The organism is Microcoleus sp. FACHB-831, from assembly GCF_014695585.1.
In the GTDB taxonomy this organism is placed as follows: Bacteria; Cyanobacteriota; Cyanobacteriia; order Cyanobacteriales; family FACHB-T130; genus FACHB-831.
Map to the genome: position 1 here is coordinate 57,667 of NZ_JACJON010000054.1, position 13,119 is coordinate 70,785.

Consider the following 13,119-nt stretch of genomic DNA (forward strand, 5'->3'; position numbering starts at 1 on the left):
CTTGTAAGAACACAATAACATTGTTAAATTTATCACAAAAACGCTCAAACAACGCAACCACGTAAAATAAATAAGATAAATTCTAAAAAAAATTATCAAAATTCTCTGACATCGATTTAAATGTAGAATAGCAAAAATAAAAGCTAAAACCTATTATTATGTTTCAAGCGACGCGGCGTCGTCTCGCAATCTGGTACACAGCCGTAACCGCCGTTTTGCTACTGCTGTTTGCAACAGGTGTCTATATATATGTCCGCAGCACGCTGATTGAAAGGGTGGACGATACCCTAAATCATGTAGTCGAAGTAGTGCAGCGATCGCTCGTAATAGAAACCTTACCAGCAGAAAAATTGCGCGTTAACGTTGAAGCCAGCTTCCCCAACAATGCCAACGCCGTAGAAGACGACCACATCGATCTAGAGTGGTTTAGCCCAATGGGAGAATTGCTCTGGTCAACCCTCTCAGAACCTCTAGATATTCCCATTCATCGCACCCGCATCGGCGAGACAGTTCATACATCAGGCGATCGCCTGCTCAGACAAGTTACAGAAAGAGTGCAAATCGGGCGGCAGGTACTTGGATATTTGCGCGTAAGCCATCCCTGGTTTGAAGTAGCAAAACCTACTCGCTGGTTGATGGTAGATTTAATTTTTGGTACTGCGCTAATGGTGATCTCCGTTGCAGCAAGCGGCTGGTGGCTTTCCGGGTTAGCGATGGAACCCGTGCGCGAATCTTATCAGCGTCTCAAACAGTTCACTTCTGATGCTTCCCACGAACTGAGAAACCCGATTGCCACGATTCAGACTAACGTGCAAGTTGCGTTAGCCTACCCCAACCCAGATCCGCAACAGAGGCGACAGCAACTAAAAGTTGTAGAAAGATTGACGCAGCGATTAGGGAGATTGGTAGACGATTTGCTGTTTCTGGCAAGACAAGATAGCGGCATCGTTCAGCCTCAGCTAGTTCCAGTCCACCTCGACGCCCTGCTGATGGAAGTAATTGAGGAACAACAACTGCTAGCAGTTGAGAAAGGCGTCAGCCTCTCTCTCGATTTAGGATTGCCCTCATTCCCCGGATCTGACCGGGAATCCGATTTTGCATTGATGGAACAAGAAAATCCAAAATCTAAACTCCAAAATCTAAACTCCGAAGAGGATACCTTAGCAGTGTCCGGAGACTGGGATCAGCTGGCGCGACTATTTACAAATTTAGTTAGTAATGGCGTGCAATATACTGCGGCTGGGGGTCGGGTGGATGTAAAATTGCAGCAAATTATCCGTCACGGGATGCCGCAGATGCAAGTAAAAGTCATAGATACGGGTATCGGTATCCCAGAATCTGCGTTACCTCGTTTGTTCGATAGATTTTATCGGGTAGACCCTGCTAGAAGTCACGCGCTGGGAGTTTCTACCACAACTGGTTCTGGACTGGGGTTAGCGATCGCCTTGGCAATTGTCCAGAATCACGGGGGTAATATTCACATCGAAAGCGTCCTTCATAAAGGCACAACCGTTACTGTCACATTACCTGGATTAAAAGCAGAATAGCGTTATTACCTGATTAAATCTGCGGTTGTTCTAGAGGAAACCCCGGATCTGCTGCTTTCAGCTATTCGGCTGTAATACCGTATATTCACTTACATAAAGAATTGCGATCGCTTTTTTTGACTATATTTCTCAGTAAAAATTCGGTTGAATGAAGGCTAGATGTAGCATTAACTTTATCTAGAGTTTAATTGTGTAAGCCTAAGCTTGCTTCCATAAATTGTTTGAGTTCATAATCCACACTTCTTGCTTACACAGCCAATTTTTCTATAAAATTTCCCAATGTAGCTGGAATTAATGAACCAGTAAGCTTTGTCTAATTGCAGCGAAACAGTTTACGCGAACAGATATCTAAAATTTTTTAAAATTAAGCAAGCGTTTTATTATCTCATAATTATAAAATATGTCAAGTAATTTAAAAAAATATTATCTATTTATAGTTTTCATAAAGAAAACGTAGAAATACTGACAAGCTCCGGAGGGAGGATTTACAATGTTAAGCAATTTGTACTAATTGCCCATACCTCTTTTGTAAAAACGATCGCCATCCTCCTTAACTTAGGAGATTCTACATGAAAACTTCACCACCCTAAAGAACGACAATGAAAAATCTTCGTCCATATGTAGCCATTGCGCGACCAGACCACTGGTTCAAAAACATATTCATTCTGCCTGGAGTAGCCTTTGCGGCAGTTCTTAAACCTGACGCAATCTTTAACTCCGAGGTTTCACTAAGTAGCTTTATATTCCGGCTTGTTATAGGCATAATTAGTACCTGCCTTGTAGCGTCAGCCAACTATGTTATCAACGAGTGGCTAGATGCAGAATTTGACAAATTCCATCCTGTTAAAAAGAACCGACCAGCAGTTCAGGGAAAGCTTAAGGCATCAATAGTCTATACAGAGTATGCCTTGCTTTTACTTGTAGGTCTTAGTCTCGCATCGCTGGTTTCGCCCTATTTTCTCGCAGTAGCAGCGGCTTTGATGATTCAGGGCATTTTCTACAACATCAGACCGATGCGGACAAAAGAAAAAGCGTATCTCGATGTTATTTCCGAAGCCATAAACAATCCCATCCGGCTAATGTTGGGCTGGTTTATAGTCACCAGTACGCCCCTACCTCCATCAAGTTTATTATTTGCATATTGGATGGGTGGTGCTTTTCTCATGGCTATTAAACGCTATGGAGAATATCGCTTCATTGCCAACCCCGAACAAGCTGCACTGTACCGTCGTTCGTTTAAGTTTTATACGGAAAACAGCCTGTTAATTTCATCTTTTTTCTATGCCAATTGCGCGGCTTTTTTCTTGGGAGTTTTCTTAGTTAAATACCGCATTGAGTTACTTTTGACTCTCCCATTTTTGGCCTTTCTTTTTACCTGGTACTTATACATCGGCCTCAAGAAGGATTCGCCAGCACAGCATCCAGAACGTCTGCTTCGTGACAAGCGTCTTAGCGCCTATTTGCTATTTCTTGGGGTTCTGTTTATGACGCTGTTTTTTGCTAGAATTGAATCTTTGCATTGGTTTTTAGAGAATTCCTTCATAACTCAGAAGTAAGAAGTTATAAGCAACGCAAGACTGCGATTTAGGAGATAGCAAGGTGGCGAAATATGCTAACCGCAAAAGTGCTAAATTCTAAACAATCGCAGTCTTTTTGCAAACAAGGCTTGTGTTTGATGCGGATGTTTGGGGCACGGAGGAATCAAAAGCGATGAATGACGATATAAATAGCGATCGCAATCCTGAAAGCGAGTTATCACAAGCCGCAGTAGCAGATAGTTTTGTTAGCGATGAACCTGCATGGCGTAAGTTTCTCATCCCTGCTTTGATCTTTGTTTGGCCGTTTATCTATTTCTTTAGATCGGTTTTTCCCATAAATGGCAAATATGTTGCCATCAATAATGACTTTGACACTCTCTATTACATTTATAAAGTTTATCTCTTAGACAATTTAAGCAACGGACGAATTCCCATGTGGTCGCCATCTGAAGCCGCAGGATTCCCCTTTGCATCAAGTCCATTTACACAAACTTTTTACCCGCTAAATTTATTATTAACGATATTTTATAAAGTTGCTGGAGGCTACACTCGCTTAGATCATCAAATTTTTGCCATTTCAGGCGTTTCTATTTTTGGATTAGGACTGTATTTCTGGCTAAAGGAATTTAAGTTTAATGTGCGATCGCTGCTGTTCGCCACGCTTGTCATGTCGGTTAGCTTCAAAGTGGCAGAACTTTTAAGGTTTCCCAATGCTATCCATACAGCAGCATGGCTACCTTGGATACTGTTTGCGCTGACCAAGATTTTACAAAGCCAGTCGCTAAAAAAGGCGGCAAAATACGGTCTGCTTATTCTGTTTTTTCTGGTTTGTTTACTTACCGCAGGTTATCCCTACTACGTCTATTACTCGCTGTTTCTGTTTGGCCCCTACGTGTTGCTATTTGCAATACCCAAACTGCGGCAAAAGTTCTTTGGTAAATTGAAAGTTAGATTAGGAATTTCAAGTGCTATTTTGGCAGTTGCAGGTGTATCTTCCCTCGTAATATCCTTGCCATTTCTTGGCAAAATGAGCAAGTTACTGAAGGATACAACAGACAGAGGAGGAGGCAATTTTGCATATTCTACAGAACACAAGTTCTTTATAAACGATACGATTGGATCGCTGATTTTCCCTCCCTTTGCCCGCGCCGAGGGTTGGTATTACTTCGGAATATTGGGTGTTTTTATAATTCTTCTATACTTCTTCAGCGAACTATTTGGCGATTCTTCCAAAAATGCACCTTGCTATCGCGACCGTTTGGTAAAAATAAGTTTTCTAGTTTTTTTTATTACAATTACCTATATTACCTACGGTCGATATTCTTTGCTTTTCAAAGTTCTGTGGCAATATATGCCAGGATTTGCTAGCCTTCGCACCTGGGGCAGGATGAATATTATTCTCGTGCCTATAATCGCCTGGGTAATGGCTATTGCTTACACTTATTTTGAAGAACTAATTACTAGAAGAAGCAGTACAGCAACGCCGAGGGGGTTGTCAAAGTGGGCACCTATTTATGTAGTGACTGGTGCTTATGTAGCTATTTTACTCGTTCAGTCATTTGTATATAGCAAGAAAAAATATACTGGCTACTGGAAAGAGTATTTTAAGAACGTAGCATCAACAGATATTTTATTTATCATATATGGCGCGATCGCCTTCGCAATCGTGCTGGGCATTTTAATTGTATCGACACGAATTAAGCTAGGAAACCCTAAAATTCTTTCTGCCATCGTAGCTGGACTGATTTTGTTCTCTGCTTTGGATATGCGAAACGTTGGCGCTTTCATGTGGCTATATCCCAATTTGTTTGAGACGCCAACCAGATATAGATTAAATGTTGCTCAACAAAATTTGCAGTCTTTCACAGTCCCAAGAGCAGATCCCTTAACATCTCCGCAGCTATCGCTCTCAGTCAATTCTAGCTTTAACGTTAGAAGCATACCCAACTGGCACTTCAATCGTTATAACAAGTTTCTCGCAAGTACCGAAGATCAAGTAGATGCGAGAAGAAAACTATTGGGAGTAATTGATGCAAGAAAGCTTTATTTCTCTAAAGCTATTGATTACCCAAAGATACAACCATTTCTTGACGATGCAGCGCAATTCACAGATTTTGAACAGGTAATTTCCTACACGGGCGACGAGTTAACCTTAGATGTGCGTGCTGCAACAGACGGCTATTTGAGCTTTATAGACAATTGGGATGCAAATTGGGAAGCTACAGTTGACGGTAAGCCTACGAGTATAGAACTACTATTCGGTACTTTCAAATCGGTGAAGTTACCAGCAGGTAATCATCGGGTAACGTTTGCTTATAGGCCTGGGTTGTTGGGCAAAAAATAGTTTAAAGCAAGAGGGCGCGATCGCCCACCTGTTTAGTCTTGCTAGCGAACCCTTAAAGTGCGTGAAGCGTCAGCGAAGCCAAAGGCGTTAGCGATTCCCATAGGGAATTGCATACTGGATCTAAAACACCCTTCGACCCCAGCAAGCAACCGGGGGGGTCGAAGGCTGATGACGCAACAGCAGGTAATCCCCATCTCTAGCGAACAGTGGGGAGCAATGCTTTATTACCAATAGCGAATTGATGTCTTTTCGGTGAGTTAATTTCAACTCAGATACCTTCAAGACACTACTTTAGGTATGTTTCTCGTGGCAGATGCAGGCGTAGGTATAGACATACTAACTTTAACAGTATCGGCTAAAACATTTAGCCAAATTTAAATTCAACGGATGGCTTGGGAACTTACGGGGAGTTTCTTAAGCCAGGTGCGTTGCTGCGTCTATTTTGAATATGGAGGAGATTTGTATGACCATTGAGTTACGAGAAGACGTTGCCTACATTTTGTTGAAAAAAATCGGCGAAACGCAGGAAGGCGAAGCCCAGCAAGAAGTTAAATTCACTGAAGCAGATTTCGGTGGCCTGCAAGTTACACCCGTAGATTTGCTAGGACACCTAGATTATTTAAATCAAAAACAATATATCCACGCTGAATTTACGGGTAATGCCTACGCCAACCAGGAAGATGTTCCTGACGCGGCTAACCCTAAAGAATTCGATTTCAGAATCGCTAATTCTTTTGGTGCGTCCGATGGCCCCCTGCCTCACTTAATTACCTTTAAAAGTGCCGCATTAACAGAAAAAGGCCGCAAGCTTCTCGAAGAAATGGATGCAAATCCTCCTAAGTCTCTCGGAGAAGGGCCAACAGTACCTATTTACGACAAAGATATGCCCTTCCTAGAGAAGGTCATGCTTAAGGGCAACCTAACTGATGTTTATGATGCAAGAGATATAACTGAGGTTGTCTTCCGCACCATGCGCGACATGATGACGAATGAAGCATCAGCGCGGGTTGCCGAGGAATTACACGAAGAGTCTCTGCCGACTGAAGAAAAAGCGCTACAAAACGAAGTGGCAGAACTTTGGAAAGATACAAATCCTTTGGTCAGTTTCCTCAGCAAGATTCGTCCACCTCTGATCATTAAGTCTGATACTTTTCTATTCCGCATCAGACAAGAGGCTGGTCTACCTGCTACCACAGGCCCGGAAACTGTTACCAAAGCAGTGTTCTCGGCGACAAAAGACGACTTGTCCCCAGAACGGATTCAAGAAATTGCTACATTTTTACCCGACAAAATCCGGGAATTGTGGGAGCAAGCCTAGCGCAATGGGAAAGGAAAAAGCTGTTAGCTAATCTTCCCAGCGGCTAGTTTACATGGTGGTTTGTTTAGTGCCCGACTATCACTTATAGAGAGTCGGGCTAGAAGAACCTTGTTTAATGCAATCGGAGTTTAATTATGATTCGGCAAAATAAGCAAATGAAAAGAACTTTGGCATTGGCCAGCGCTATCTGTGGAAGTTTAGTTATCGGCATACCCGCGATCGCTCAGTCACAAACCGATACGGGTACCAGTGGCAGTACCAGTATGAGTGATTTTGATATTAGATCGTATTATCCAAAACAAGGTTATCCTCTTTCAGATCGCTATAACCTGACTACGGAAAACGACATTCGGGGTATGGGTAACGCTTCAATGAGCGGCGCTGGTATGCAACCCACTAGCCAGAAGCGTCAACCAGTCTCGGATCGCTATCGCCTGACGCCTTCCAACGAGGTTCGCCCCAGGAATGACAACGATGCGATGCCTAGCAGCGGCACGACTCCGAGGAGCATGAATGAAAGTCCGACGAGCAGCGATCGCATGGATTCTTCTACCAGCCAGCAAGCTCAACCAGTCTCCGATCGCTATAAGTTGACGCCTACCAACGAAGTTCGCCCCACAAAGCAAAATTCTAAGACCACCGATCGCGTGGATTCTTCGACCAGCCAGCAGGCTCAACCAATCTCCGATCGGTATAACTTGACGCCTACCAACGAAATTCGCAGTGAAAATGAAAGCTCTTCGATGAGCAGCGATCGCGCAGACTCAACGAACACCCAGCCGACGCAACCGCTCTCGGATCGCTACAATCAGCAAGCTCCTGGCTCTATGAACCAAGGTGGCACGATGAATGGAGATGGCATGATGAACAACTCGGATCGCCAAATGAATATGAATAGCGATCGCATGATGCAGAACAACTCCAACCGCAGCACCTTGAATAGAGCCACTGGTAGCGCTGCACTCAACCCCTGCCCCAGCATTTTCTACGAAGCTAGATATGTTGGTATGGGTATTAGTACCCCCGCAGGTTGTCCCGCTGCTTCGCCCGGAACGCCCCAAGCATTGGATCAGCCCATGATGAACCAGGGTGGTTCGATGATGACACCTTCATCACCGCAGCGATAATCTCCAAGTTCTAAAAATAATAGGGTGGGCAATGCCCACCCTATTTAGTTTTCGGATCGAGGAGCAATTACCTCGATACCCGCTGATAGCGGATTTGATCTAGTTCGTTAATTAAAAGCGCTTCTTGCTGAACATCGCCCAGCGACCTGGTAATGGCGATCGCCCGTTCGTAGAAATCACGCGCCGTTCCGTAGTGTCCGTTGACTTGGTAAAGTTGAGCGTATAACCGCAGCGACCTTAATTCTTCAAGTAAGTTTTGGTCCAGCCTAGCCAGAGCAATGCGCCCGTCAAGTGCTTTAAAAGCAAGGTCGTACTTTTTGACAGCGCTGTAGGATACAGCCAGACCATCATAAGCGCGAAATTGGCCAGCGCGATCGCGAGCTTCCGTCGCCACTTCCAGCGCCACGCGGTAGGAATTCAGCGCATCTTCATAGCGTCCGATAGCGCGATACGCATCTGCCAAATTATTGCGCGTATTAGTTTCAGCTAGCGGATCTCTAGCTTGAAGCCGCAAAGCCAAAGCTATCTCATACTGTTTGATCGCCTGGTTATAATCTCCCAACCCAGCTAACACCAAAGCAAGATTGCTCAACGATAGCCCTTCGCCAGCAATATTTTTTACGCTTCTGGCAATAGCTAGCGCCTCCCGAAATGTAGTTTGTGCCGCCGGAAGATTACCCGATTGCAACAGAACCGTTCCTACATTATTCAGTCCATATATCTGTCCCTGAAAATCCTTGCGGTCTCTCGCTACAGCCAAGCGTCGTCGCAGCGCATCTTCCGCCTCCCTATAGCGTCCCAGGCGACCGTAGGCCAGACCAATAAAATCGTAGGTAAGGCCAATTCCCTGATCCTCACCAATTCTTTGATAAATACTTAAAGCTTGCAACCAGTAGGAAATCGCTTTTTCTAGCCTGCCTTGTTGTTGCGCCTGTCCCCCCAGACGCACCAGCACGTCCGCCTCCTCCCTTGGCTCCCCTAGAGTGCCGTTATTTAGAGGAATGTTTAGCTGTGGGTTAAGAGCGTCGATAGCTCTGGCGCTGGACGAGTAAAAAGTAAAGATAATTCCCAGTAACAGACTAGGAATGAGGGACAAAGAAGTAGCAAACAGCAACAAACTCTTGGCTTTAGTTACCAGCCGGAAGTTGGAAATGCTTTTGCCTTCCTGAAGACACCATCGATGCATGAAATGCTCCAACAGCTGAACTTGATAATCCGAATAATCCCAGCGGGCAATTGAGGAACTTATAAGATGGGAATCACACCGGAGGCGCGATCCATTTCTTGTGAATCTTCAGACCTAAGACTTTTATCGTCGGGTAGGTAAATAGCCCGGATATCGTCTGGCAAGGCATTTTCTAGCAGATGATACCCTTGCACGAGCTTGATTTTGACCGCTGCTGGCGAAATTGCTTCACCCTCGGCTTGTAGATAAGCTGCAATTCGAGTTTCGCTCCAGTGGAAAGTTTGCGACATCAAAACCATCAAGCGCAGAATGGGCGGCAGTTGTTCCAAGGCTTGTTCGATGTAACACCACAACGGCGGCGGTGAAGCCTGCAAAGAGTAGTGAATAGACTCTACTGGTGGCAGTTCAGCTTGATTGATGCAAACAGCCGTCATGTTGATCAGCCAGTTTTGGAAGGAACTCGCTGACGGATCGGGACTGTTACGCAGATCTAAGCCACCAAGTTCGTAGTAGATGTGACGCCAGGTGAGAGCGAAAAGGTAGTCAGCTTGGACGGGCGATCGCGCCGAATGTCTGATTAATGTATAAACAATCGGACTGTAGCGACAGAAAATCGCCGTGAAGTATTTACCCTCTTCAGGAGAGCGCTGAAACAGGGTCAGTAAGTCTGCATCGCTGTTATGAAAGAGTCCTTTGATAAGCGGATGATTGGATTCAGGAAAATGAGGAATGTCCACACTGATTTCTCCCCAGCCCGACTGGTGAAAACCTCTTTAGATGACTAATAATATATCCCAAATCAATTTCTTGCTTGTTGTATAAACCTATATTGCGATCGCCCCAGGCAATATCAGCCACTGAGGGCGACTAGCGGGAATAATTCGGCGATCGCGATCTTACCCGATCTGGTAATCCCTTGATAGAATAAGCTAGCCTAAAAGTATATGCTCTGATTCTGACAATAGCTGCTTTTCCCTTCTATGCCTCTAGATAGCCTCTTGTCCACTCAAGGCATCATGGTGATGCTTTTAGCCGCATATGCGGGTGCTATGTGGATGTTCCTAACCAGCGCACCCAAAGTCCATACCATCATGGTGTCCGATTTAGAAGCAGCGCGCCAGCTGTATGAAGGCTTGCTAGATTTGCCAGTGGCGGAAGTACCCCTGCACTACTACTACAACTACGAGCAAACTCTAGGTGCCACCGCCATCGATCCGCTATACCTATCACCTACCATGGGCGGTACTGTTACCAAATCTTTCAACGGTACGGATGGACTGTGGTATCAACTTAAGAAGAATACCCAACTGCACGTAATTTCGGGAGCGAGTTTGGGCACGCGAAATCGACAGCGCCATGTTTGCTTTGACCACGACTGTCTAGAAATGGTACTGCTGCGGGTGCAGATGCGGGGCGTCAAACACAAAATTCGTCGGGACAAGCCACTGAATTTTTTGGTAAAGGATCTCGAAGGCCGAGTTATTGAAATGGCCGAAGTATCAAATTAGGCGGTGTTTGGTACTAAGAAAATAACCCATTTGCAGTGCAAAACGTGAGGCTTTGTAGCTGTGTATGGGAAAATTTGCACTACAGCCAGTAGAGATAGCTTTCAAGGGGGCACTGCAATGGATCAACCCAATCAGCCAAAGCCTTGGCAATTTCACCCCAAGGAACCGTATCTTCCGGTTACTTATGAAGGAAAAGTAGTTGGCTTGTGCAAACCGGAATATGCCATGCGAATGCTTGAAGTACTCAATGATGAAGAAAAGGTACGCAAAGCACTGCTACTGGCTTGTTTGGACTTAATACGTCAGTCTAATGGCGATCCTAATGAAGCAGAGCAGCTTGTGAAAAAATACTTGGCAAAGGCCGAACGCCCCAAGTATGGGACAAGAGCGATCGCAGCTATGCTTCACGACAGGCAAGAACAACTCGATATCAGCGATGACGAGTTTGCTAAATTCTGCGATTCTTACAAATTGTCTCGCAAAGAATTACAGGGTATTTATGCCGGGTTAAAAATTGGCGATATCCAGTTAGGCCCCCTGTCACGCATCCTTGGTAGATCGGCTGAAGACTTGATGGCAGTGCGCGATGGTGGAAATAAAAAGTAGGGTATATGTTCATAGTTCATGGTTCATTGCTCGTTGCCATGAACTATGAACTACGAACGATATCACACTACTCTGTCGAAGCCGTAGTTTTCCTTAATATAGGTATTAAAGAATTGACCGACTGAGGGTGCCTTCTTCAAACACTGATATACCCCATCAGGTACGTCGCGATAGTTGTAGATACTTCCATTGTCGAATTCAACGCTGAGTGTTTGAGTTTCTGCTTTATAGTCAAAAGCTTTAATAAAGCTGCTGGAACTCTTGAGTAGAGGGAAAGCGATCGCATCCCGAATGCTCGCGCAATCTGTCAGCAACATCACCAAGCGGTCTATCCCAATCCCCAAACCACCAGTCGGCGGCATCCCATATTCCAACGCCGTCAAAAAGTCTTCATCCACGCCTTGCGCTTCCAGATCGCCAGCAGCCTTCCGCGCAGCTTGCGCCTCCAAGCGTTGGCGCTGATCGATGGGATCGGTTAACTCAGAGAAACTATTAGCCGTTTCCCGTCCAACCATGAATAACTCGAATCGTTCTACCAACCCAGGCTTGGAACGATGCGGCTTCGCAAGGGGAGAAATTTCGACAGGATAATCGATAACAAACGTAGGCTGAATCAGAGTTTCTTCAACCTTTTGTTCAAACAATTCATTGAGCAAATGCCCAATAGATTTACACTCGTGCAAGCCCTCAACGCCAACAGAATGAGCGGCTGCGATCGCTTCTTCTACTGTTTGGAACTGCGTCACATCTAATCCAGTCTTCTCCTGCACCAAATCATGCATCGTCACGCGACGCCAAGGCGGAGTCAGATCTACATCCTCCCCTTGATAACTAATTTGCAGAGTCCCCAACACCTCTTGAGCAACAGTAGTAATCAACGCCTCAGTCAGCGCCATCATATCGTTGTAATCGGCGTAGGCTTGATAAATCTCAATTGTGGTGAATTCTGGATTGTGGCGCGTCGAAACACCTTCGTTGCGGAAGATTCGCCCCAATTCAAACACCTTTTCAAACCCACCCACAATCAGCCGCTTTAGATGCAACTCTGTAGCAATTCGCAGGTAGAGATCCATCTCCAGCGTATTGTGGTACGTGATGAAGGGACGGGCGTCAGCGCCACCTGCTTCGCTCTGCAAAACAGGCGTCTCAATCTCAATAAAGCCTTGCTGGTCAAGGTAGCGGCGAATTCCAGCAGTAATTTGGGCGCGGCGTCGGAAAGTTTGCCGCACTTCTGGGTTAACAATCAGATCTACATAGCGCTGCCTGTAGCGTTTTTCAACATCAGTGAGGCCGTGCCACTTATCGGGTAAAGGTAGCAGAGATTTAGTGAGGATGGTGTACTGGCTGACGTAGACCGATAATTCGCCCTTTTCAGTCCGCTTAATTGATCCCTTAACGCCCAGGATATCCCCTGCATCGGTGAGTTGCTTCAGGTGGTCGAAAGCATTTGGGTCAATGTCTGCCATACCTTCCTGGACTTTATTTTTGTCCAGGTAGATTTGGATGATGCCAGTTTCGTCTTGCAGGGTGAAGAAAGCCAGTTTGCCGAAGACGCGACGGGCTAGAATGCGACCAGCGATCGCCACTTCCACATCAACTTCTTCACCACTGGACAAGTCGGCATATTTCTCCTGGAGTTCGGCGGCGTGATGGGTGGACTCCCAGCGATAGGCATAGGGATTCATTCCCAGTTGCTTGAGTTGTTCGACTTTTTCTAACCTAGTGGCGCGGATATCTTCTGACATGGCTTAGAGCTTTTAGCGGCAAACTTTGATTTTAGGATGCAGTGGGCGAGTCTTTCCACCATTGTGCCCTTATCTTTGGCGATTCGTATTGAGGGAGTTTGGGTATCAGCTTAAGTAACCCGGCAATGCCTACTACAGAATCGGCGATCGCAGCAAAAACTATTGGTAAGTAACATCTCACGCCCGACATGGACTGGGAG

Annotated in this window: 11 protein-coding genes; 8 read left to right on the top strand and 3 right to left on the bottom strand. The window is 45.4% G+C overall.

Annotated features, from left to right (window positions below):
- Nucleotides 1-158: 158 nt before the first annotated feature.
- From H6F77_RS14055 to H6F77_RS14080, 6 genes are all read left to right on the top strand, one after another.
- Nucleotides 159-1,547 (top strand): sensor histidine kinase, encoded by a 1,389-nt coding sequence (locus H6F77_RS14055; protein WP_190489346.1) that lies wholly within the window; start codon nucleotides 159-161, stop codon nucleotides 1,545-1,547.
- Nucleotides 1,548-2,146: 599 nt separating this feature from the next.
- Nucleotides 2,147-3,103, top strand: a complete 957-nt coding sequence (locus tag H6F77_RS14060) for a UbiA prenyltransferase family protein (RefSeq protein WP_190489347.1) — start codon at nucleotides 2,147-2,149, stop codon at nucleotides 3,101-3,103.
- A gap of 97 nt (nucleotides 3,104-3,200) precedes the next feature.
- Nucleotides 3,201-5,429: a glycosyltransferase family protein gene (locus H6F77_RS14065; protein WP_206753463.1), complete on the top strand. Its 2,229-nt coding sequence runs from the start codon at nucleotides 3,201-3,203 to the stop codon at nucleotides 5,427-5,429.
- Nucleotides 5,430-5,486: 57 nt separating this feature from the next.
- Nucleotides 5,487-5,663, top strand: coding sequence for a hypothetical protein (locus tag H6F77_RS14070; RefSeq protein WP_190489349.1), 177 nt, complete (start codon nucleotides 5,487-5,489; stop codon nucleotides 5,661-5,663).
- Between the two features lie 229 nt (nucleotides 5,664-5,892).
- On the top strand, nucleotides 5,893-6,747 hold the full coding sequence (locus tag H6F77_RS14075) for a DUF2267 domain-containing protein (RefSeq protein ID WP_190489350.1): 855 nt from the start codon (nucleotides 5,893-5,895) through the stop codon (nucleotides 6,745-6,747).
- Between the two features lie 134 nt (nucleotides 6,748-6,881).
- A complete protein-coding gene (locus H6F77_RS14080) occupies nucleotides 6,882-7,874 on the top strand; it encodes a hypothetical protein (protein WP_190489351.1) in 993 nt (330 codons plus the stop codon).
- Nucleotides 7,875-7,941: 67 nt separating this feature from the next.
- On the opposite strand, the gene H6F77_RS14085 is transcribed toward H6F77_RS14080, so the two are convergent.
- Nucleotides 7,942-9,060 (bottom strand): tetratricopeptide repeat protein, encoded by a 1,119-nt coding sequence (locus tag H6F77_RS14085; protein WP_190489352.1) that lies wholly within the window; start codon nucleotides 9,058-9,060, stop codon nucleotides 7,942-7,944.
- Nucleotides 9,061-9,119: 59 nt separating this feature from the next.
- The gene (locus H6F77_RS14090; protein ID WP_190489353.1) at nucleotides 9,120-9,797 is read right to left on the bottom strand and encodes an RNA polymerase sigma factor; all 678 of its coding nucleotides are present in this window, start codon (nucleotides 9,795-9,797) and stop codon (nucleotides 9,120-9,122) included.
- 243 nt (nucleotides 9,798-10,040) lie between these two features.
- Between H6F77_RS14090 and H6F77_RS14095 the strand changes: the two genes are divergently transcribed.
- Both H6F77_RS14095 and H6F77_RS14100 read left to right on the top strand, forming a co-directional pair.
- The gene (locus tag H6F77_RS14095; protein WP_190489354.1) at nucleotides 10,041-10,568 is read left to right on the top strand and encodes a glyoxalase-like domain protein; all 528 of its coding nucleotides are present in this window, start codon (nucleotides 10,041-10,043) and stop codon (nucleotides 10,566-10,568) included.
- A gap of 117 nt (nucleotides 10,569-10,685) precedes the next feature.
- Nucleotides 10,686-11,174: a hypothetical protein gene (locus H6F77_RS14100; protein WP_190489355.1), complete on the top strand. Its 489-nt coding sequence runs from the start codon at nucleotides 10,686-10,688 to the stop codon at nucleotides 11,172-11,174.
- Between the two features lie 62 nt (nucleotides 11,175-11,236).
- Here H6F77_RS14100 and lysS read toward each other — a convergent pair whose 3' ends face one another.
- A complete protein-coding gene (gene lysS, locus H6F77_RS14105) occupies nucleotides 11,237-12,919 on the bottom strand; it encodes a lysine--tRNA ligase (protein ID WP_190489356.1) in 1,683 nt (560 codons plus the stop codon).
- Nucleotides 12,920-13,119 lie beyond the last annotated feature (200 nt).

Coding starts and splice junctions, on each gene's coding strand:
- H6F77_RS14075 (WP_190489350.1), top strand. CDS start 5,893: ATGACCATTGAGTTACGAGAAGACGTTGCCTACATTTTGTTGAAAAAA.
- H6F77_RS14085 (WP_190489352.1), bottom strand. CDS start 9,060: ATGCATCGATGGTGTCTTCAGGAAGGCAAAAGCATTTCCAACTTCCGG.
- H6F77_RS14100 (WP_190489355.1), top strand. CDS start 10,686: ATGGATCAACCCAATCAGCCAAAGCCTTGGCAATTTCACCCCAAGGAA.
- lysS (WP_190489356.1), bottom strand. CDS start 12,919: ATGTCAGAAGATATCCGCGCCACTAGGTTAGAAAAAGTCGAACAACTC.
- H6F77_RS14055 (WP_190489346.1), top strand. CDS start 159: ATGTTTCAAGCGACGCGGCGTCGTCTCGCAATCTGGTACACAGCCGTA.
- H6F77_RS14095 (WP_190489354.1), top strand. CDS start 10,041: ATGCCTCTAGATAGCCTCTTGTCCACTCAAGGCATCATGGTGATGCTT.
- H6F77_RS14060 (WP_190489347.1), top strand. CDS start 2,147: ATGAAAAATCTTCGTCCATATGTAGCCATTGCGCGACCAGACCACTGG.
- H6F77_RS14080 (WP_190489351.1), top strand. CDS start 6,882: ATGATTCGGCAAAATAAGCAAATGAAAAGAACTTTGGCATTGGCCAGC.